Origin of the sequence: Flavobacterium ovatum (genome assembly GCF_040703125.1) — a bacterium.
GTDB lineage: Bacteria > Bacteroidota > Bacteroidia > Flavobacteriales > Flavobacteriaceae > Flavobacterium > Flavobacterium ovatum.
Map to the genome: position 1 here is coordinate 2,205,416 of NZ_CP160035.1, position 20,309 is coordinate 2,225,724.

Annotated in this window: 18 protein-coding genes; 10 read left to right on the forward strand and 8 right to left on the reverse strand. The window is 34.3% G+C overall.

Annotated features, from left to right (window positions below):
- Positions 1-122 precede the first annotated feature (122 nt).
- Both msrA and ABZP37_RS09445 read left to right on the forward strand, forming a co-directional pair.
- A complete protein-coding gene (gene msrA / locus ABZP37_RS09440) occupies positions 123-668 on the forward strand; it encodes a peptide-methionine (S)-S-oxide reductase MsrA (protein ID WP_366182473.1) in 546 nt (181 codons plus the stop codon).
- Between the two features lie 179 nt (positions 669-847).
- On the forward strand, positions 848-1,144 hold the full coding sequence (locus ABZP37_RS09445) for a hypothetical protein (protein ID WP_366182475.1): 297 nt from the start codon (positions 848-850) through the stop codon (positions 1,142-1,144).
- 4 nt (positions 1,145-1,148) lie between these two features.
- Here the strand turns inward: ABZP37_RS09445 and ABZP37_RS09450 are convergent, their stop codons facing one another.
- From ABZP37_RS09450 to ABZP37_RS09475, 6 genes are all read right to left on the reverse strand, one after another.
- Positions 1,149-1,463: a DUF6787 family protein gene (locus ABZP37_RS09450; RefSeq protein ID WP_366182477.1), complete on the reverse strand. Its 315-nt coding sequence runs from the start codon at positions 1,461-1,463 to the stop codon at positions 1,149-1,151.
- Between the two features lie 31 nt (positions 1,464-1,494).
- Positions 1,495-1,929: a DUF6146 family protein gene (locus ABZP37_RS09455; protein WP_366182478.1), complete on the reverse strand. Its 435-nt coding sequence runs from the start codon at positions 1,927-1,929 to the stop codon at positions 1,495-1,497.
- A gap of 115 nt (positions 1,930-2,044) precedes the next feature.
- A complete protein-coding gene (locus tag ABZP37_RS09460; RefSeq protein ID WP_366182480.1) occupies positions 2,045-2,602 on the reverse strand; it encodes a hypothetical protein in 558 nt (185 codons plus the stop codon).
- A gap of 98 nt (positions 2,603-2,700) precedes the next feature.
- On the reverse strand, positions 2,701-3,651 hold the full coding sequence (locus ABZP37_RS09465; RefSeq protein ID WP_366182482.1) for a D-2-hydroxyacid dehydrogenase: 951 nt from the start codon (positions 3,649-3,651) through the stop codon (positions 2,701-2,703).
- Positions 3,652-3,848: 197 nt separating this feature from the next.
- Positions 3,849-4,919 (reverse strand): 3-phosphoserine/phosphohydroxythreonine transaminase, encoded by a 1,071-nt coding sequence (gene serC / locus ABZP37_RS09470; RefSeq protein WP_366182484.1) that lies wholly within the window; start codon positions 4,917-4,919, stop codon positions 3,849-3,851.
- 93 nt (positions 4,920-5,012) lie between these two features.
- On the reverse strand, positions 5,013-6,071 hold the full coding sequence (locus tag ABZP37_RS09475) for an acyl-CoA reductase (RefSeq protein ID WP_366182486.1): 1,059 nt from the start codon (positions 6,069-6,071) through the stop codon (positions 5,013-5,015).
- 76 nt (positions 6,072-6,147) lie between these two features.
- Between ABZP37_RS09475 and ABZP37_RS09480 the strand changes: the two genes are divergently transcribed.
- Positions 6,148-6,558, forward strand: coding sequence for a 4Fe-4S dicluster domain-containing protein (locus ABZP37_RS09480; RefSeq protein WP_366182487.1), 411 nt, complete (start codon positions 6,148-6,150; stop codon positions 6,556-6,558).
- Positions 6,559-6,673: 115 nt separating this feature from the next.
- On the opposite strand, the gene ABZP37_RS09485 is transcribed toward ABZP37_RS09480, so the two are convergent.
- Positions 6,674-6,802, reverse strand: coding sequence for a hypothetical protein (locus tag ABZP37_RS09485; protein WP_366182488.1), 129 nt, complete (start codon positions 6,800-6,802; stop codon positions 6,674-6,676).
- A gap of 59 nt (positions 6,803-6,861) precedes the next feature.
- Here ABZP37_RS09485 and ABZP37_RS09490 point away from each other — a divergent pair, with 59 nt between their 5' ends.
- Positions 6,862-9,165, forward strand: a complete 2,304-nt coding sequence (locus ABZP37_RS09490) for a right-handed parallel beta-helix repeat-containing protein (protein WP_366182490.1) — start codon at positions 6,862-6,864, stop codon at positions 9,163-9,165.
- Between the two features lie 70 nt (positions 9,166-9,235).
- Here ABZP37_RS09490 and ABZP37_RS09495 read toward each other — a convergent pair whose 3' ends face one another.
- Positions 9,236-11,953 carry a TonB-dependent receptor gene (locus ABZP37_RS09495; RefSeq protein WP_366182492.1) on the reverse strand — a complete coding sequence of 906 codons (2,718 nt, stop codon included), beginning with the start codon at positions 11,951-11,953 and terminating at the stop codon, positions 9,236-9,238.
- A gap of 276 nt (positions 11,954-12,229) precedes the next feature.
- Between ABZP37_RS09495 and ychF the strand changes: the two genes are divergently transcribed.
- The 6 genes from ychF to ABZP37_RS09525 all read left to right on the forward strand — a co-directional run bounded on the left by ychF (position 12,230) and on the right by ABZP37_RS09525 (position 20,141).
- Positions 12,230-13,324, forward strand: coding sequence for a redox-regulated ATPase YchF (ychF, locus tag ABZP37_RS09500; protein ID WP_366182494.1), 1,095 nt, complete (start codon positions 12,230-12,232; stop codon positions 13,322-13,324).
- A gap of 327 nt (positions 13,325-13,651) precedes the next feature.
- The gene (locus ABZP37_RS09505; RefSeq protein ID WP_366182495.1) at positions 13,652-14,173 is read left to right on the forward strand and encodes an NAD(P)H-dependent oxidoreductase; all 522 of its coding nucleotides are present in this window, start codon (positions 13,652-13,654) and stop codon (positions 14,171-14,173) included.
- A gap of 18 nt (positions 14,174-14,191) precedes the next feature.
- A complete protein-coding gene (locus ABZP37_RS09510) occupies positions 14,192-14,470 on the forward strand; it encodes a hypothetical protein (protein ID WP_366182497.1) in 279 nt (92 codons plus the stop codon).
- 36 nt (positions 14,471-14,506) lie between these two features.
- Complete coding sequence (locus ABZP37_RS09515) at positions 14,507-15,157, forward strand: transglutaminase domain-containing protein (RefSeq protein ID WP_366182499.1); 651 nt, start codon at positions 14,507-14,509, stop codon at positions 15,155-15,157.
- A gap of 249 nt (positions 15,158-15,406) precedes the next feature.
- A complete protein-coding gene (locus tag ABZP37_RS09520; protein WP_366182501.1) occupies positions 15,407-17,269 on the forward strand; it encodes a DNA topoisomerase IV subunit B in 1,863 nt (620 codons plus the stop codon).
- A 154-nt stretch (positions 17,270-17,423) separates the two neighbouring features.
- A complete protein-coding gene (locus ABZP37_RS09525; protein ID WP_366182503.1) occupies positions 17,424-20,141 on the forward strand; it encodes a DNA gyrase/topoisomerase IV subunit A in 2,718 nt (905 codons plus the stop codon).
- Positions 20,142-20,309 lie beyond the last annotated feature (168 nt).

Consider the following 20,309-nt stretch of genomic DNA (forward strand, 5'->3'; position numbering starts at 1 on the left):
AAATTTTAGTTAAAAACAATCTTTTAAATCCACATAATAACCTAAATTTGAGAGAATAGTAATTCATCGTTATGAGTTACAGCTTAAGAACAATTATTATAAATACATATTAAAAAAGAAGCATGAATCAATCAATAGAAAATGAAGTTGCAATATTTGGAGGAGGATGCTTTTGGTGTACAGAAGCTTTTTTTACAGAACTTAAAGGTGTACAATCTATTGCTCCAGGTTATATTGGGGGAGAAGTGGTAAATCCTACCTACGAAGCAGTTTGCACAGGTACTACAGGTCATGCAGAAGCGGTTAAAATCGAATTCAATCCTGCTGAAATTAGTTACGAGCTGCTTTTAGAAGTTTTTTTTGCTACGCATGATCCCACAACTTTAAATCGTCAAGGAAATGATAGAGGGACACAATATAGAAGTGAGATTTTCTATACTAACAATCAGCAAAAACAATTAGCGGGAGCATACATTGAATTCCTTACGCAAGAGCAGGCCTTTCCGGATCCAATAGTGACAAAAATAACTGAAGCGACGACTTATTATGTTGCTGAGAATTACCATCATAACTATTATAGTGGTAATAAAGAACAGGGATATTGTTCTTTTGTAATTACACCAAAACTTGAAAAATTCAAGAAGATTTATTCCGATATATTAAAATAATAACACTATTTGTGTTTTGAATCTTCTGGGGTAAAATTGTAAATAATGTAAGCTGAGCACAGTTGAAACCTTGTTTATGGGTAATGATAAATCTCGACTGCACTCGATTTGACAAAATAGGTCCTATTAAATTCAAAGTCTAATTTAGTTTAATTTGGGTGTGATTAAAAAAAGTAATTATGGAAGAACAAGTACAGATTTCTCCAGTTGATAATAAAATTAGAGATCTAATTTTAGGAATTCTATTTGATGTAATTGGAATGATGTCATTTACAATTCCATTTATTGGAGAATTTGGTGATGTAGTATGGGCTCCAATATCTGGAATGATTATGGTTTGGATGTACAAAGGTAAAATGGGGAAAGTAGCAGGGGTAGTTTCATTTTTAGAAGAAATCTTTCCCATAACAGATTTTATTCCTTCATTCACCTTAATGTGGTTGTACACTTATTTTGTAAAAAAAGGGAAAAGGTAAAACTCTAGCTTTTTGACTTGGGCAATAAAAAACCCATTTTCATGCTTTTAATCATCTTTTTACCAAATGGGGTAAAAAATTTAGATTGTCCAAAAAGCCATCCAAAAAATAGCAGCATAAATGGATACAATGGAAGTACTATAACTAATAATATTATGTAGTATAGAAAGATATTTGTGTTTTCCTTCGTCATTCCTAACTCTTCTAAAACGAAAGCAGATATTTTGGCTGATAAGGAACCATTTATAGCAAATACTAGTATAATAATTATGAGTTGATAATTAGAAGTAATTCCCCAACGTTCTTTTAGTTTCTTCATTTAATTTGTAATGATTACAAATATAAGAACATTATCTTAGAGGTACATTACCATAAAGTTTTTGTTTGTAGGTATTTTGAAAATAAATCATGTAGTTATAAATGAGGTAATTTACTTCGTAACCATAATTAATCATTGGGTCATAATTGATGCTCATTTCATATAAATTAGGATTATAACGTTGTGGTTGTAAAACACGGTTGTTCCATTCGTTTATGTACAATAGGTTTTTGTTTTCCAAAAAACTTTGCGAATGATAATCACGTGGAAGTGACCTGCTGTTAAGCCAGGTGCTATATCCATTGTCAATAATGATCACTTCGTATTCTAATTCTTTATTAGCTATTCTTATAGTATCGCTTGCAACTGGATTATAATTTTTCTCTTTTGACGCTACGGTTTTTGAAGAGTTACAGCTAACTACAATTCCAATAATAATCACTAATATGTAAATGCTTTTTTTCATGTTGGAAATATGAACACTAAATTTACAAATTAAATTATTGATTTCTAATTGTTCTAAAATAAAAAAGCCATTTATGTTTTAGATAAATGGCTTTGTATATTTAATAGGTTTACCGTTATTTTCCAAAAAGTTTCCCAAACATACCCGCTATGCCTCCTTTTTTAGTAAGTTCAATTGCGTCCTCTAGATCTACTTTTCCATCTGCATTTTGATCCAATCCAAAATGTACTCCATAAGTATCAATTGCTTCCATTATTCCAGCTTGTTCTGCACTTCCATTACCAGTTATAGAATTAAGAATATCTGAAATGTTTAAGCTGTTGTCTTTAGGATCGTTTGCTTTTTCGATTAATGCATTCAGTACTTGTGGTATCATTCCTTTAGCAGCTCCAGTAGCGGCTTCACTGCTTAATCCAAGTTTCTGGGTTAAAGAATTAGATACTTCAGTTGTGATTTCTTGTACCGATGGATTGTTTTTATCGATGTCTTTACCTTGTAATAAACCCACTATTTGTGATAAATCACCTTTACTCGCAATTTTTTGTAAACTTGAAAAGATGGAATTGCTAGTTTCCTTTAGTACGGCCTCATTTTTTTCATTTGGTATACTGTCATTTTTTATTACAGCATCAGTACCAAATTGTTGCGCTAATTGTGCTAATTGTTCTAACATGGAGTTTTATTTATGAGATTAGTTTACCAAATTTAATGAAAAAAGGACTCATTAACAATTAGTAATGAGTCCTTTTTGTATAATAAAAACTTTAAATCTTAGCTTAATAGGCTAATGATTTGTGAAGCTAATTCAGTTCCAATTCTATCTTGTGCTTCTCCTGTTGCAGCTCCAATGTGTGGAGTCAAAGAGATTTTTGCATGCATCAATAGTTGTGTAGCTGGAGTTGGTTCGTTTTCGAAAACGTCTAAACCTGCGAAAGAAACTTTTCCACTATCTAAAGCGTTAACTAAATCTACTTCGTTGATTACACCACCACGAGCACAGTTTACTATACCTACACCGTCTTTCATTGTAGCAAATTCTTTTTCAGAAACAATGTAACCATCTTGAGCAGGAACGTGTAACGTGATAAAGTCAGCCTCTTGGAACAAAGATTCCAAAGATTGAGAAACGATAGTAGTAGTAATAGATTGTCCGTCAAAGAATTCAACTTTCACATCAACTTGAGGGATAAAGCTATCTGCAGCGATCACTTTCATACCCAGACCAAGAGCCATTTTAGCAGTAGCTTGACCAATACGACCAATACCTACAACACCCAAAGTTTTACCTCTTAATTCAACTCCATCAGCATATGCTTTCTTCAAGTCATTGAATTTAGTGTCTCCTTCTAATGGCATATTTCTGTTTGAATCATGCAAGAAACGAACACCCGAAAACAAGTGACCAAATACCAATTCAGCAACAGATTCAGATGAAGAAGCTGGTGTATTGATTACGTTGATTCCTTTGCTTTTAGCGTATTCAACATCAATGTTATCCATACCAACACCACCACGACCGATGATTTTGATTCCAGGACAAGCATCAATAATGTCTTTACGAACTTTAGTTGCACTACGAACCAAAATAACGCTTACGTTGTTTTCGTTGATATAGTTAGCCACTTGTTCTTGCGCTACTTTTGCAGTGATTACTTCAAATCCACCTTTTTCTAAAGCTAAGATTCCACTTTTTGAAATCCCATCGTTTGCTAATACTTTCATTTTTATTTCATTGCGAGTTACGAAATAATCGTAATCTCATATTAATTATAGTTATTAGGAGCTATTTCCCGCTATCCGTTTCAATCTTTTTATTTTTAAAAGAAAAAATAAAAAGGATTTTCACTGCTATCGGGGCTAGAATCCTGGGAGTGTTTTTAATTTATTTCAACTTTCCTAATTTCTAGGAATTAGAAGGATTAAACTTTAGCCTCCAAAGCTTGCATCACATCAACCAAAACTTGAACGCTTTCAATTGGCATTGCGTTGTAAATTGAAGCTCTGTAACCACCTACTGAACGGTGTCCTGGAATTCCAGAAATCCCAGCTTCTTTCCACATTTTATCAAATGTTTCAGTGTGCTCTGGGTTGTTCAATAAGAAAGTAGCATTCATGTTGGAACGGTCTTCAGTAACTGCTGCTCCTTTGAACAATGGGTTTCTGTCGATTTCTCCGTAAAGTAAGGCTGCTTTTGCATTGTTTAATTTCTCAACAGCTGCAACGCCACCTTTTTCTTTAATCCATTTCATAGTCAATAAAGAAACGTAAACAGGAAAAACAGGAGGTGTGTTAAACATACTCTCAGCTTTGATATGTTTTGTGTAATCTAAGATACTAGGAATGTTTCTTCCGTTTTTACCAAGAATCTCTTCTTTGATAACTACCAAAGTAGCTCCAGCAGGTCCCATATTTTTTTGAGCACCAGCATAAATGATATCAAATTGAGTAAAATCGATTACTCTTGAAAATATATCCGAACTCATATCGCAAACAACTGGTACGTTGGTTTGTGGGAATGACTTCATTTGAGTACCAAAAATGGTATTGTTTGATGTACAGTGGAAATAATCTGCATCAGCAGGAATTTCATATCCTTTAGGTACATTATTGTAATTGTCATCTTTTGAAGAGGCTACAATAACTGTTTCTCCAAAAAATTTAGCTTCTTTAATTGCTGCAGTTGCCCAAGTTCCTGAATCAAGATAAGCGGCTTTTCCGTTTTCTTTCATCAAGTTGTATGGAGTTCTCAAGAATTCCGTACTAGCTCCACCAGCAAGAAAAAGAGCTTGATACCCTTTACCTGTAAGGTCTAGCAATTCTAATGCTAAGGTACGTGCTTCGTCCATTACAGCTACGAAATCTTTACTTCGGTGCGAAATTTCTAAAATCGACAATCCTGAATTATTGAAATCTAATATAGCTTGAGCTGATTTTTCAAAAACTTCTTGTGGTAAAATTGATGGTCCTGCGCTGTAGTTGTGTTTTTTCATGGTGTAGTTTATGTCCAAAAAATTAAAATGCAAATTTCGGTAATAGGAGTTGAATAATCATTAAATTATTCATAATAATTATTAAATTTTTCCTTATGTTATTAACAAAAACGATATAGTATCGATATTATCTGCATAATCCCATAATTTTGGTTGTTGTGTTTGTCCAAATGGGATGCTGTTTTTTATCAAATTATTACTTACGATACATTGGATGTTTTCTTCTTCGGTTTCGAGTTTTTTTTCTAAATCGGCTAGGGTCTCATAAAATTCATAAAACACACTTGAAATCGGCGAGGCGTGACTCTTGTCCTCTTTGATCGTTAAAAATCCGTTGTCTAATAATTTAAAATTACTCATCAAGAAAACCGCTTTGTTGTAATCGTAATTGTTAGCGTACTTTTCATAATGAACCACATCTTGGTACTTAAACATGCCTTCAAAAAAGGGGTCAAATACATATCCTTTTGGTACAAAAAGCTTAGAAACGTTGCGACATCCAAGTCCAAAATACCTAAAGATATCTTCTCCCAATGCTTCCAATTGCTCCTTCGTTTCTTTTCCATTTAAAACTGCCACAGAATTTCTGCTTTTACGAATGATAGATGGTTTGTCTTTGAAATAATATTCAAAATAACGAGCGGTGTTATTGCTTCCTGTGGCAATTACAGTATCAAAATTTTCTAATCTCCCTTCGGTAAAAGTAATTTTGCTAGCAAGCTCTGGTTCGATATGGATCAAGTATTTTGCCAAAAAAGGCAATAAATGTTGGTCGTTTGATGATAATTTGATTAAAGCTTCGTGTCCGGAAATCAAAACGGACAAAAAATCATGAAATCCAACCAACGGAATGTTTCCAGCAAGAATCAAAGCGACTTTTTTTGGAGTGACGTCGGTGAAATCATAAGAATTTAACCAAGTATCTAGGTTCTCTTTAGTCAACGCTTCTGCCCAGGATTGCAACGCAAAATAAACGTGTTCAGGAGTATACCAGCCATTATGTGATTGAGTAAGCTGAATCAAATCAATAAATGACTCATAAAAAACGTCATTGCCCAAAACGCCTTCTTTTTGCGTATTTTCGCCTTCAGAAAATTGACTCAGGAATTTCCCTAGTTCAATAAAAGCATTTTTTTTGTTTTCTAATGTCATAATGTTTGTTTATGAAATGTTTTGATTGTAATTTTGCACAAAAGTAAGATTTAATAAGTCGAAAGTCAAAAGTCTTGTGTCAAATGTTTTTTGGCCTAAAACATTTAACTTAGAAAAACATAAATTAAAGAACAAAATGGCAATTATCATAACAGACGAATGTATCAACTGTGGTGCATGTGAACCAGAATGTCCAAATACAGCAATTTACGAAGGTGCTGACGATTGGAGATATAAAGATGGTACAAAATTAACTGGAAAAGTAATCCTTGCTGACGGTACAGAGGTTGATGCAGAAGATGCTCAAACTCCAGTTTCTGACGAAGTATATTATATTGTTCCAGGAAAATGTACAGAGTGTAAAGGATTTCATGATGAACCTCAATGTGCTGCTGTATGTCCTGTTGACTGTTGTATTCCTGATGATAATCACGTGGAAGACGAAGAAACATTGTTGAGTAGAAAAGCATTCCTACACAACGAATAGGAATAAAAAATACTTTTTGATACTAAGAACCTGAGTGATAACTCAGGTTTTTTTTTGTTATATTTTAAAATTCGGTATTTTTTTATATAACTAATATTCGGATCTATATTTTTTTTTAATCCAACTTGTCTGGTTTTAAATCATCTTGCTGTTTTAATAAAACTTCAAAAGAGTGATTAAATAAACCAATAAAGTTATTTTTAAAACCATCTGTTATAACGGAAGTATTGTTGGTTTCATACATTTGTTTGTACTAACGCTAACTGTTTTAGTATCAATATAAAAGATTCATATCCAAACAAGATGAAAAAAAACTACACTCTTTTAAAACAGCTTAATCTATTAGTGATATTATTAATTATGCATTGTTCCGTTTTTTCGCAAACCAATTATTATGTGAGCGCAACGGGAAATGACGCTAATAATGGAACGTCATCGGGAACCGCTTGGAAAACATTAGCAAAAGTTAATAGTCAGAGTTTTACAGCTGGAAGTATAATTAATTTTGAATCGGGCAGTGTTTTTAATGGTAATTTAACGATTAGTGGTAAAACAGGAACCTCAAGTAATCCTATTATTTATAAATCTTATGGTACTGGGAGCAAACCAGTCATTAGAGCTTCCGCAACTATTGGAAATTGGACATTAGTGAGTAGTAATGTTTGGAAAACAACCTTAGGGTTAGTAGGTGGTAAACGACTGGCTTCTTTGTATCTCAATAATACTGCACAACAAATTGGGAGAGAACCAAACTACAACACTACTGATGGTGGTTTTAGAGTTATCAAATCTCATACTAGTGATAATCTTTCTATTTCGGAAAACTCGAGTTTGCCTTATCCAATAGATTATTTTAAAGGTGGTGAAATTACGATTCGAACATTAAATGATTTAATGAAATCAGAAACAATTAGTTCGCATAGTGCTAGTACCGTTATTTTTACTCAGTCAAGTCCAACAAGTACTAGTGAAAATATAATACGAGACAATTTTGGGTACTTTTTTCAAAACCATGTCAATGCTTTGGATCAAGAAGGGGAATGGGCACATGATACAACTAACTCGACTCTTTATTTATATAGTACTTTTGATCCCAATACGTTGAGTGTGGAAATCCCTTCTGTTTCTTATGCTATAGAAATAAAGAATAGCAGTAAGTATATTGAAATAAGGAATTTACAATTTGATAATGGTATTAAAAACGTGATGAATATAAGTAGTATTTCCAATGTAATTATTGATGGCTGTGTTTTTAATAATGGAAATGAATATGTGACTTTGGGTTTTACATTAACGGATGTTACTTTTACTCATAATACCATTAATGATAGCAATAGTGTTGGGGTACGATGGGAAGGCTGTAGTGGGCTTACTTTTAGTAATAACACCATAACTAATATTGGAATGCGTGCAGGAATGGGAGCGATTAGTTATATTCCTTATACAGGTGTAAGGATTATAAGTAATGGAACTGGCAATGTTAATATTATAGAGAAAAATAAATTAGACGGCATCGGGTACCACGGAATCAATTTTGCGGGGGGTAATACAACGGTTCAGTATAACGAAGTGGCAAATTATTGCGCTGTAAAGGATGATGGTGGTGGTATTTATACGGTTAATAATCAAAATGCTAATAATCTAATTTTAAAGAATATTGTTCATGATGCCCCTGGCGCCTTCAAAGGAAATCCTGTCGGAGCAACTCCTAAAACGGCAGGGATTTATGTTGATAATAATACAAATAATCATGTAATCAGTCAAAATACGGTTTACAATGTGGGAGCATGGGGAATTATGACAAACCTATCTGGAACAAATACAATAACTGATAATACCGTTTTTAATTGCGGTAATGCTATAGTGTCTTCAACTTACAATAATAGTTTTGGTCCTGGCGGTGCTGTTGCGAGAGCAAATGATAATACTGTTTTAAGAAATATTCTTTTCACAAAACAAAGTACACAATATTGCGCTTCATTTAGCAATCAAATAACGAGTGCCGATTTTGGAACTTATTTGGGAATCCTAGATTTTAATTACTATTGTCAGCCTTATACTGGGGGAAAAGAGATTTCAACTAAAGAAGGTGGAACAAGCAAAGAATATCTCTTGCCTGCTTTTAAGTCAACATATTCTAATTACGAACCTAATGGATTAACTGCTCCCTTGAAATTTAGTATTGGCACAAATCCAGAAGCTTTTATCCGATTTGAAGTGAATGCTACAGATACACCTATAGTTGTTAGCTTGGGGAATGTGATTTATAAAGATGCGAAGAATGTTTCTTTTTCATCGGATATAACTCTGGCAGCCTATTCTTCCATTGTTTTGCTGAATACTGGGATATTACTTTCAGTGGATAAATTTGGGAATCTAATTACTCCTGAAAAAGTAATTGTTTATCCAAATCCTACTTCAGATTTTTTGAAGTTAGAAAAGCTAACAATAGGAGATAGTGTTAAAATTTATACGATAATAGGAGAATTGTTAAGTAGTTATAAAGCTAATAATGAAAAAGAAATAATAGATGTCTCTAGTTTAGATTCAGGAATATACCTTATTTCAGTTGGAAAATATTTTACTAGTAAATTTATAAAAAAGTAATAGTACCGTTAGTACAAAAAAAAAATCCTGAGTTTATAAAACTCAGGATTTTTTTATGAAATGATTTTTCTTAGAAGTTAAACCCTAATCTAGCATAGTAGTAAGCTCCTCCAAATCCCATTTGTACAGCATCATAATAACCACCACCTTCAACCCAGTCATCTTGTTGGTCAGGGTAGATATTCATTAAGTTGTTAGCGCCAATGCTCAACTTTGTTGCTTTAGAAAGTTTAAATCCTAAAGTCAAATCAGTTGTTATTTTTGCAGTATAAAGGTCAGTAGCCTTATTAATTTTATCATCAAAACTAGCATAGTCAGCAGTGTCTTCATTTGCTTGATAATCAATTAATTTAACTTCGCTGAAACGTGTAAATGCCAATCCTGCATTAAACCATTTTTTGTTGTAGTTTAAGTTTAGGCCAAATTTACTGTTTGGAGCAGATGCCAAAAGGAACGCTTTTTCTCTTTCTCCAAAGAAAATTTCTTTGTCTAACGAACCGTTCTTTACCTTGTCTATTTTCATATCATTAATATTCCCTACTAAGGTTGCGCTAACTGTTTGGTCTCCAAAATTCTTTTTCCAAGAAAAAACCATATCCAAACCTTTAGTTTTGGTATCCACACCATTTACGAAAAACTGTGCAGCATCAACACCTATATTCAAAGCTGTTGCATCAAAATATCCAGTTAATACAATACGGTCTTTTACTTTAATATAATAACCGTCAACCGTTGCTGTGAAATCACCAAAGTTTGCTGTAAATCCTAGTGAAGCATTTAATGCTTTTTCTTCGTTTAATTTTTGAATTCCAAAACCTTTAGTTACTGGACTGTTGTTTGGAGATAATAAAACTTCTGAAGCTCCAGCTGAACTAAAGTTAGTGAATCGAAGATTGTAGTACACTTGCGCCAATGATGGTGCTCTAAATCCAGTACTTACAGATCCTCTAAGGTTTATTTTATCAGAAACTTTCAGACGTGAAGCTAATTTTCCGTTCAATGTACTTCCAAAATCACTGTAATGCTCAAAACGTACTGCACCACTTATTAATAAAGATTTGGTAACATCCAATTCTAAATCAGAATATAAGGAGATATTGGAACGTGTTTTGTCTACTGCATTTGATGGGCTGTATCCAGGAAATCCTTGTGATCCACCTGGTCTACTTAGTGTTACAGGATTATCTGAGGATATAGGCTTTGAAGAGTCGTATTCTGGATTAGGAATTATTGGAGCAGATTGTGTAGTTGGGTCAGTGATAACTTTACCATTTGTATCATAAGTTACATAAGAACCTTCTTCACCTGCGAAAATATTAAATTTTTCTGTTCTAAATTCACTCCCAAAAGCAATATTAAATCCTGAGAAAAAATCTTCATAGTTTTTTGAAATATCAAAATTGGTTGTATTTTGTGTTAAACTATGTCCACCAGCATCAAATTCGGTTGGAGAAGCATTTTCTAATGAAGCATTTAAAGTTCCTTTTACGTAATAATGAAATAGGTTTTTACCATTAGTATTGCTAAAATCTATTTTCCATCCTCCTGCAGTTTCTGTTCTAAACCCTACAGCTATTGAATTGTCTAAAATATTTGATGTAATTCGTGGGCTAAAACCACCAGCGTAAATTGATTCAACTACACGCTCACCATCGTTTCTCGTAAAAGCATAAGCATCGGTATCTCTAAAGTTTCTTCCTCCAAATGCATAAAACTCTGTTTTGTCAGAGACGGGAACCATCATATTAGCAAACATATTGAACCCTATAATTGCAGCTTCACCAAAACCTTTACGGAAATCAAAACCAGGTCTTAATGTTTTGTTTTTGTTGATATATTCTGTTGTGAAATTGGCAAAACCCCCTTTGTCACCAATGGCAACTCCGTAATTTGCTCCTACTTTTACAGAACCACCATCAAAAGATTGGTTTTTACCAAATGAATTTCCATTTCCATTTTGGTCTAACCTGTAGTTGTCAGTATTAGCGGTTCCAGCAGGGAAATCTCCTTTTGCATTGGTGTTGTAAGCACCGTAAGTTACAGATCCAGTAAATTCATCAACATTGTCATTCAATACAATATTTACAACTCCGGCAATAGCATCAGATCCGTATTGCGCCGCCGCACCATCTCTCAGAATTTCGATTCTTTTGATAGAAGTGGCAGGAATCGCATTCAAATCTGTTCCTGTATTTCCACGACCACGCGTTCCAAAAAGATTGATAAGCGAAGACTGATGTCTTCTTTTTCCATTAATTAATACTAAAGTCTGATCTGGTCCTAATCCTCTTAATGACGCTGGATCAACGTGGTCAGATCCATCAGATCCAGATTGTTTATTCGCATTAAAGGAAGGAGCTACATATTGCAGTAATTCGTTTATTTCTAATTTTCCGCTTTGTGTTGTAATATCTTTTACATTAATAATATCAATTGGTACTGCTGAATTGACAACCGTTCTTTTGGAATTCCTAGAACCTACAATAACAATGTCATTCAAAATTTCACCACCTTCAGATGATAAAGTTACATTTAAAGTGGTGCCTTTAACTAGTTTTTCAATTGTATTGTAGCCAATGTAACTGAAAATTAAAGTTGCGCCCTCCTTTGCATTGATTTTGTATTTACCATCAAAATCAGTGGCAACTCCTGTATTGGTTCCTTTTTCAATAATGTTTACACCTGGTATGCCACTTCCTGTTTCATCTTTTACAATTCCGGAAATTGTTTTTTGTGAAAAAATAAAACTGGTGTTAAGAATTAAAAAGAATAGGTAGGTTATTTTCATATTATCGATGTTAGTGGGTTTTGTGTTGTGCAATATAACAAAATTTTAACACTTTGTTTGTTGGACGGTTGTTAAAACAAGCTTTTTAGTGTATTAATGTTATTTAATTTTTTTGAGAGGAATATTTTTTGAAAAAAAATAAAAAAAAAGAGAAATATTATTTTAAACTCAAAATTATCACTACTTAAACATTTATTAAATCTTATATTTGCACACTTTTAAAGCTAAATTTTCATATGTACTTATTCTAAGTGCTGATTATAAAATATAAAAACCATGAAAGCAGGAATTGTAGGATTACCTAATGTTGGAAAATCAACCCTTTTTAATTGTTTGTCTAATGCCAAAGCACAAAGTGCAAACTTTCCTTTTTGTACTATCGAACCAAACATTGGAGTAGTAAACGTTCCAGATCCTCGTATCAACAAATTGGAGGAATTGGTAAAGCCAGAGCGTGTGCAAATGGCAACGGTAGATATTGTAGATATTGCAGGATTGGTAAAAGGAGCAAGTAAAGGAGAAGGTTTAGGGAATCAATTTCTTGGAAATATTAGAGAATGTAACGCTATTATTCACGTTTTACGTTGTTTTGATAATGACAATATCGTTCACGTGGACGGAAATGTAAACCCAATTCGTGACAAAGAAACGATTGATATCGAGTTACAATTAAAAGATCTTGAAACAGTTGAAAAACGTTTGGAGAAAGTAAATCGTGCGGCAAAAACAGGAAATAAAGAAGCGATAACAGAAAAAGGACTTCTTGACCGAATTAGAGAGTCGCTTTTACAAGCTAAATCTGCACGTACAATTGTTCTTCAAAACAATGATGAAGAGGTTTTGATGGAAGCTTTTCAATTAATTACAGCAAAACCAGTTTTGTATGTATGTAATGTGGATGAAAACTCAGCTGTAAGCGGAAATAAATATGTAGATCTAGTCAAAGAATTAGTAAAAGACGAAGATGCTGAGGTAATTATTCTTTCTGTTGGTGCCGAAGCGGATATCACAGAATTAGAAAGTTTTGAAGAGCGTCAAGTTTTTCTTGAAGATATGGGGTTAACAGAGCCTGGAGCTTCTGTTTTAATTCGTGCAGCTTACAAATTATTGAAACAACAAACGTATTTTACAGCAGGTGTAAAAGAAGTTCGTGCTTGGACCATCAATATTGGATCTACTGCACCACAAGCTGCAGGAGTAATCCACACCGATTTCGAAAAAGGATTCATCCGTGCAGAAGTAATCGCTTACGAAGATTTCGTTAGTTACGGTTCGGAAGCCAAATGTAAGGAAGCAGGTAAATTCAAAGTTGAAGGAAAAGAATATATCGTAAAAGATGGTGATGTAATGCACTTCCGTTTCAACGTGTAGTTAGAAGATAATAGAATAAAGAATAAAGAGAATAGAGGGAACCGTAGAAGCAATTCTACGGTTTTTTTGTGGCTTATTTTTTTGAGAGTAGTTTCCTCGCCAAGTTTTGCACGCTGGAAGCGTCTCATGAAAGCCGAGTGAACCCCCGTTTTTAAGTACAGTTTCTCACGCTGAAAGCGTCTAGCGCAAGCCGAGTATGCCCCAGTTTGTTTTCCTGCAACTGTTCGATTACAACGAAAGATTCCTCCGGAATGACAAACAGCCGTTAATTCGTAAGGTTCAACCTCTATTCTTGCCCTAATTTCACTATTTTTATAAAAAAAATACATGAAAATCATAGCTTTTGGCGCAAGCCCCAGTAAAAATTCGATTAATAAAAAATTAGCGACCTACGCCGCAAGTTTGTTTGAAAATGCTCAAGTAGAAGTATTGGACTTGAATGATTTTCAAATGCCAGTTTTTAGTGTGGATATTGAAACCGAAATTGGACAGCATAAATTAGCACAAGCTTTTCTGGATAAAATTGCATCTGCTGATTTTTTGGTAGTTTCTATGGCGGAGAATAACGGAAATTACTCAGCTGCTTTCAAAAATATTTTTGATTGGTGTACTCGAATTCAAAAAGAAGTTTTTCAACAAAAACCGATGCTATTGATGGCGACTTCGCCCGGAGGTAGAGGAGGGGCTTCTGTTTTGGAAATTGCCAAAGCAGCTTTTCCCCGTTTTGGAACAGAAATAAAAGGAGTATTTTCTTTACCTAATTTCAATGATAATTTTGATGTCGAAAAAGGACAAATTTCGAACTCAGAATTTGATAATCAATTGAAAACAATTGTCGCTAATTTTTAATTATACCTTCTAGATTTAATGAAATTTTCTCATTCTCTTTTCTTTGTTTTGGCTCTTCTGTTTTTAAATACAGTTGTAGCTCAAGATTTTGCAGCTGTTGATACCAAAATAAAAAATTATCCAGCTATTGCCGATGTTGCCGTTTTGGTAGAAAAATTAAAAACTGATTTTGTTACGCCTGCTGAAAAAGCCAGAGCAGCCTATACTTGGATTACAACGAATATTGCGTACGATGTTGCTTTTTCTGAAAATATGGAGAAAAAACCTATTATTGCCTTTTCTTATAAAACAGAATAAGAGAGGCAAATAAAGGAAAAGAAATTCAAAGTAGATTTGGCCACCAGTACTGTTGCTTCCAAAAAAGCGGTTTGTCATGGTTATGCAGCTTTGTCGGAGTACTTATTGTCAAGGTTAGGTCTAGAAGTGCAAACGGTTTTTGGTACCATCAAAACGGATCCTTCTGAAATTGGTGAAATTCCAACTCAAATTAATCATGCTTGGAATGCCGTTAAAATAAACGGCGTTTGGCGTTTTATAGACACCACATTAGGTTCCGGTTTTATTTCTCAAAAGACTAATTTATTTAAGTTTTACTTTAATGATAGTTATTTTTTTACGAAGCCCGAACGTTTTTTCTTAAATCATTATCCTGTTGATTCAAAATGGTTATTGGTGCCAAAGACTAAGAGTGAATTTGCATTGCAACCGGTGTATTTTGGTCTGTATTTCAAAAATAATTTTGAGATTTTGCATGAGGGAAAAGGGATTGTTTCGTCAAGTAATGAAGAGAATTTTGCTTTTACCATCAAGGGATTAGAGGAGTTTGATTCTGTTCAATGTTCGTTTAACGTTGAGAATAAAAGTATTTTTTTAAAACCTCAAAACGGTTCAGGAGACTTTGTGATTTCGTTAAAAGACAGGAAAGATAATTATCTTTCCATTTATGTCAATAGGGAAATTATTGCGATTTATAAGATTATTTAAAAACAGCTAGTTTTTTAAATTATAGTATCAATAGTACACAGCTGCTTTTTTTGGAATCTATAATTTGGTAGTCAGTTGAAAGCTATTGTCGCTAATTTTTGATTTTAATTCCTCAATTCCAAATCCTTAATCAAAATTCCGAAATTGTTATTTTTTTTTGTCAATATCATTCTTAATAACTTTGATTGCTGCTGCTTTCAAAATAGTTCGAGAAATGCTATATTAGCACAAAATCGATAAAATCCCAAAATGTCAGATCAAAATCAATATACCGAAGATAACATTCGGTCACTCGACTGGAAAGAACATATTCGTATGCGTCCTGGGATGTATATTGGTAAACTGGGTGATGGTTCTTCGCCCGATGATGGTATTTATATATTGTTAAAAGAGGTCATGGATAACTGTATCGATGAGTTTGTCATGGGTGCAGGGAAAACGATTGAGGTCACTATCAGAGACAAAACCGTTGCTGTTCGTGATTATGGTCGTGGAATTCCGTTAGGGAAAGTGATTGATGTAGTTTCCAAAATGAATACCGGAGGTAAATACGATTCCTTAGCGTTTAAGAAGTCCGTTGGTTTAAATGGAGTAGGAACCAAGGCAGTAAATGCTTTGTCTAACTATTTTAGAGTCGAATCTGTTCGTGAAGACAAACAAAAAGCGGCGGAATTCTCTGCGGGTAATTTGGTACTAGAAGAAGAGGTTATTGATACCACCAAACGCAAAGGAACCAAAGTTACTTTTATTCCAGACGAAGCTATTTTTAAGAATTACAAATTCAGATATGAGTATGTAATCAAAATGCTGAAAAATTACTGCTACCTAAATACAGGATTGACCATTATTTTCAATGGTGAAAAATATTTTTCAGACAATGGTTTACGTGATTTATTAGATGAAAATATTGCTGAAGAAGACAAAGTATATCAAATCATCCACTTAAAAGGAGAGGATATTGAGATCGCGATTACGCACAGTAAGTCGCAATACAGTGAGGAATACCATTCTTTTGTAAACGGTCAAAATACAACCCAAGGGGGAACGCACCTAGTAGCGTACCGCGAGGCGATTGTGAAAACGATTCGGGAATTTTATAATAAAAACTTTGAACCTTCAGACATTCGTAAATCGATTGTAAGTGCGGTGAGTATAAAGGTGATGGAACCTGTGTTTGAATCGCAAACCAAAACCAAATTAGGTTCAACCGACATTGGTTCTGAACCCGGAATGCCATCGGTACGTACGTTTGTAAATGATTTTGTGAAAACAAAATTAGATAATTTTTTACATAAAAATCCAGAAACAGCCGATTTACTTTTACGTAAAATTTTACAAGCAGAGCGGGAGCGTAAAGAGCTTTCTGGTATTCGAAAATTGGCCAAAGACAGAGCCAAAAAATCGAGTTTACACAATAAAAAACTTAGAGATTGCCGCGTGCATCTTGCCGATATAAAAAATCCACGTTACCTAGAAAGCACCTTGTTTATTACCGAGGGAGATTCAGCTTCGGGCTCGATTACAAAATCTCGTGATGTGAATACGCAAGCGGTATTTAGTTTACGTGGTAAGCCTTTGAATTCCTACGGAATGTCAAAGAAAATTGTTTATGAAAATGAAGAATTCAACTTGCTACAAGCCGCATTGGATATCGAGGACGATATGGAGAACCTGCGCTACAACAACATCGTGATTGCAACCGATGCCGATGTCGATGGAATGCATATTCGATTATTGTTGATAACTTTCTTTTTGCAGTTTTTTCCGGAGTTAATCAAAGATGGCCATTTGTATATTTTACAAACGCCATTGTTTCGGGTTCGAAATAAAAAAGAAACGATCTACTGTTATTCGGATGAAGAAAAACGAAATGCCATTGAAAAATTAAAACCAAAACCAGAAATCACCCGATTTAAGGGATTGGGAGAGATTTCACCAGATGAGTTTCAGTTTTTCATTGGCGAAGACATTCGATTAGAACCTGTAATGCTAGACAAAGCGACTTCTATCGAAAAATTGTTGGAGTTTTACATGGGGAAAAATACGCCAGACCGCCAAGAATTTATCATCAGAAACTTGAAAGTCGAATTGGATGTGATTGAGAAGGAGTAAGTTTAAAAAAAAAAGTATAAAATGATAAGTAAAAAAGTTTTAATTTATACCATAATTGCCTTTGTAGCGGGATTTGTAGCCACTTTTTTTATAATTAAAAGTTTGAAATCATAGTTAATTTATTAAAGAATAAACTGAAATAAATTCAGCCTAAATGAAAGACGAAGAAGACGATATCATCCCCAATCAAGATGACGAAAATAGCGCTGAGGAGCAATCTACGGACGATAGTCAAGAAAAGGAAGAGGAGATTATAAAAGTAGATGCCAAAAATTTTGAAGGCGGACATTTTTATGATAATACAAATGACGAAGGTGATACCATTACCAAGGTTACAGGAATGTACAAAGATTGGTTTTTGGATTATGCCTCGTACGTAATTTTGGAACGTGCTGTACCTGCGATTGAAGATGGGTTCAAGCCGGTGCAACGTCGTATTATGCATTCGCTGAAAGAGCTAGATGACGGTCGTTATAATAAAGTTGCCAATGTAGTAGGTCACACCATGCAGTATCACCCACACGGAGATGCGAGTATTGGTGACGCTATGGTGCAATTAGGTCAAAAAGAATTATTGATTGACTGCCAAGGTAACTGGGGGAATATTCTAACGGGTGATAGCGCAGCGGCATCAAGGTATATTGAGGCTCGTTTGTCTAAATTTGGACTAGAAGTTTTATATTCGCCAAAGATTACCGATTGGGGGGTTTCCTATGATGGTCGTCGTGCGGAGCCGAATAACCTTCCTGTAAAATTCCCGTTGCTACTTGCGCAAGGGGCAGAAGGGATTGCAGTAGGACTTTCGACCAAAGTTTTGCCTCATAACTTTATTGAGTTAATTGATTCGTCTATTAAGATATTGAAGGGAAAACCTTTTACTTTATATCCTGACTTCTTGACTGAAGGAATTGCAGATATATCCAATTATAATGATGGACTTCGTGGTGGGAGAGTTCGTGTACGTGCGAAAATTGCCCAACTCGACAAAAATACGTTGGTGATTACCCAAATTCCGTTTTCGACCAATACGACTACTTTGATTGATAGTATCCTGAAAGCGAATGAAAAAGGGAAAATAAAAGTCAAAAAAATAGAAGACAATACCGCTGCCAATGTGGAGATTTTAATCCATATGTATCCTGGTATTTCTCCAGATAAAACCATTGACGCCTTATATGCTTTCACGGCTTGTGAAACGTCAATTGCGCCTTTAGGCTGTGTTATTGAAGATAATAAACCTTTGTTTATTGGTGTATCGGAGATGTTGAAAATATCAACCAACCGTACGGTTCAATTGCTCAAAAGTGAACTCGAAATTCAATTAAAAGAACTTGAAGAACAATGGCACTTCCTATCGTTAGAACGTATTTTTATCGAAAATAAAGTCTATCGATTAATTGAGGAAGAAACCACTCGTGAAGGTGTAATTAATGCCGTTGACGAAGGTTTGAAACCGCATATCAAACACTTAAAGCGTGCTATTACTGAGGAAGATATTTTGCGTTTGCTGGAAATAAAGATTATGCGAATTTCTCGTTTTGACAGCAACAAAGCGCAAGACAAAATTGAAGCTCTTGAAGGAAATATTGAGCAAGTAAAACACGATTTGGAGCACCTAATTGATTTTGCGATAGCTTATTTTCTAAAACTTAAAGAGAAATACGGAAAAGGACGTGAACGTAAAACCGAACTCCGTGTTTTTGATGATATTGAAGCTACCAAAGTAATTTTAAGAAACACCAAACTCTACGTCAACAAAGTCGAAGGCTTTGTAGGTACCAGTTTGAAACGTGATGAATACGTGACCGATTGCTCGGATATTGACGATGTAATTGTGTTCATGAGAGACGGTAGTATGATGATTACCAAAGTAGATGCTAAAACCTTTGTTGGTAAGGATATTATTCATATTTCTATTTTCGATAAGAGTGATAAACGTACCATTTATAATTTGATTTACAGAGACGGTAAGTCGGGGCCTTCGTACATCAAGCGTTTCAATGTAACGGCGGTAACAAGGGATAAAAATTACGATTTGACTAATGGAACCAAAGGGTCCCAAATTCTATATTTTTCGCACAATCCAAATGGGGAAGCGGAAGTTATTACTATTTTATTGCGCCAAATAGGAAGTATCAAGAAATTGAAATTCGATATTGATTTTGCAAGTATGGCTATAAAAGGGCGTTCTTCAAAAGGAAACATTGCAAGTAAATATCCAATTAAGAAAATAGAAATAAAAGAGAAAGGAATATCTACTTTATTACCTAGAAAAGTATGGTATGACGAAACCGTACAGCGACTGAATGTTGATGCAAGAGGGGAGTTGTTAGGCGAATTTAGACCGAATGACAAAATCTTAATTATTCAGCAATCGGGTAAGTTGAAAGTGATTACGCCCGAATTGACGACGCATTTTGATCCAGATATGATTGTACTCGAAAAATGGATTCCTAAGAAACCTATTTCTGCGATTTATTTTGATGGAGAAAAAGAAAGGTATTATCTAAAACGTTTCTTGGTGGAAACCGAAAATAAAGAAGATATTTTTATCACAGAACACGCTAATTCACAGCTCGAAATCGTTTCTACAGATTACCGTCCGGTGGCCGAATTGATTTTTCCGAAAATTAAGGGAGTTCAAAAAGAAACTATTTCGGTAGATGTGGAGGCTTTTATAGCTGTTAAAGGGTTTAAAGCACTTGGAAATCAATTAACGACAGACAAGGTGAAACAAGTAAACTTATTAGAGTCTTTGCAGTATGAACCTCCTGTAGAAGTTGTTCCAGAAAATTTAGAAGTGAAGGACGCTCATGGTGGAGATGATTCGGATATTCAGCGAGATGAAGATGGACAAATCATTTTGTTTTAAAAAAAGTTTGATAAATTATAGAAAGGCTGTTCGATGAGGACAGCCTTTTTTGTTACGCAAAGATCCTCAGAGGAAACGCAGAGATTCGCAAAGTTTTTTATTATCAATTTAATGTTTTGTAACTATACAAGAGCATATCAGTTTTTATTACAGTGCTATAAAGTAAAG

Coding starts and splice junctions, on each gene's coding strand:
- msrA (WP_366182473.1), top strand. CDS start 123: ATGAATCAATCAATAGAAAATGAAGTTGCAATATTTGGAGGAGGATGC.
- ABZP37_RS09445 (WP_366182475.1), top strand. CDS start 848: ATGGAAGAACAAGTACAGATTTCTCCAGTTGATAATAAAATTAGAGAT.
- ABZP37_RS09450 (WP_366182477.1), bottom strand. CDS start 1,463: ATGAAGAAACTAAAAGAACGTTGGGGAATTACTTCTAATTATCAACTC.
- ABZP37_RS09455 (WP_366182478.1), bottom strand. CDS start 1,929: ATGAAAAAAAGCATTTACATATTAGTGATTATTATTGGAATTGTAGTT.
- ABZP37_RS09460 (WP_366182480.1), bottom strand. CDS start 2,602: ATGTTAGAACAATTAGCACAATTAGCGCAACAATTTGGTACTGATGCT.
- ABZP37_RS09465 (WP_366182482.1), bottom strand. CDS start 3,651: ATGAAAGTATTAGCAAACGATGGGATTTCAAAAAGTGGAATCTTAGCT.
- serC (WP_366182484.1), bottom strand. CDS start 4,919: ATGAAAAAACACAACTACAGCGCAGGACCATCAATTTTACCACAAGAA.
- ABZP37_RS09475 (WP_366182486.1), bottom strand. CDS start 6,071: ATGACATTAGAAAACAAAAAAAATGCTTTTATTGAACTAGGGAAATTC.
- ABZP37_RS09485 (WP_366182488.1), bottom strand. CDS start 6,802: ATGTATGAAACCAACAATACTTCCGTTATAACAGATGGTTTTAAAAAT.
- ABZP37_RS09490 (WP_366182490.1), top strand. CDS start 6,862: ATGAAAAAAAACTACACTCTTTTAAAACAGCTTAATCTATTAGTGATA.
- ABZP37_RS09495 (WP_366182492.1), bottom strand. CDS start 11,953: ATGAAAATAACCTACCTATTCTTTTTAATTCTTAACACCAGTTTTATT.
- ychF (WP_366182494.1), top strand. CDS start 12,230: ATGAAAGCAGGAATTGTAGGATTACCTAATGTTGGAAAATCAACCCTT.
- ABZP37_RS09505 (WP_366182495.1), top strand. CDS start 13,652: ATGAAAATCATAGCTTTTGGCGCAAGCCCCAGTAAAAATTCGATTAAT.
- ABZP37_RS09510 (WP_366182497.1), top strand. CDS start 14,192: ATGAAATTTTCTCATTCTCTTTTCTTTGTTTTGGCTCTTCTGTTTTTA.
- ABZP37_RS09520 (WP_366182501.1), top strand. CDS start 15,407: ATGTCAGATCAAAATCAATATACCGAAGATAACATTCGGTCACTCGAC.
- ABZP37_RS09525 (WP_366182503.1), top strand. CDS start 17,424: ATGAAAGACGAAGAAGACGATATCATCCCCAATCAAGATGACGAAAAT.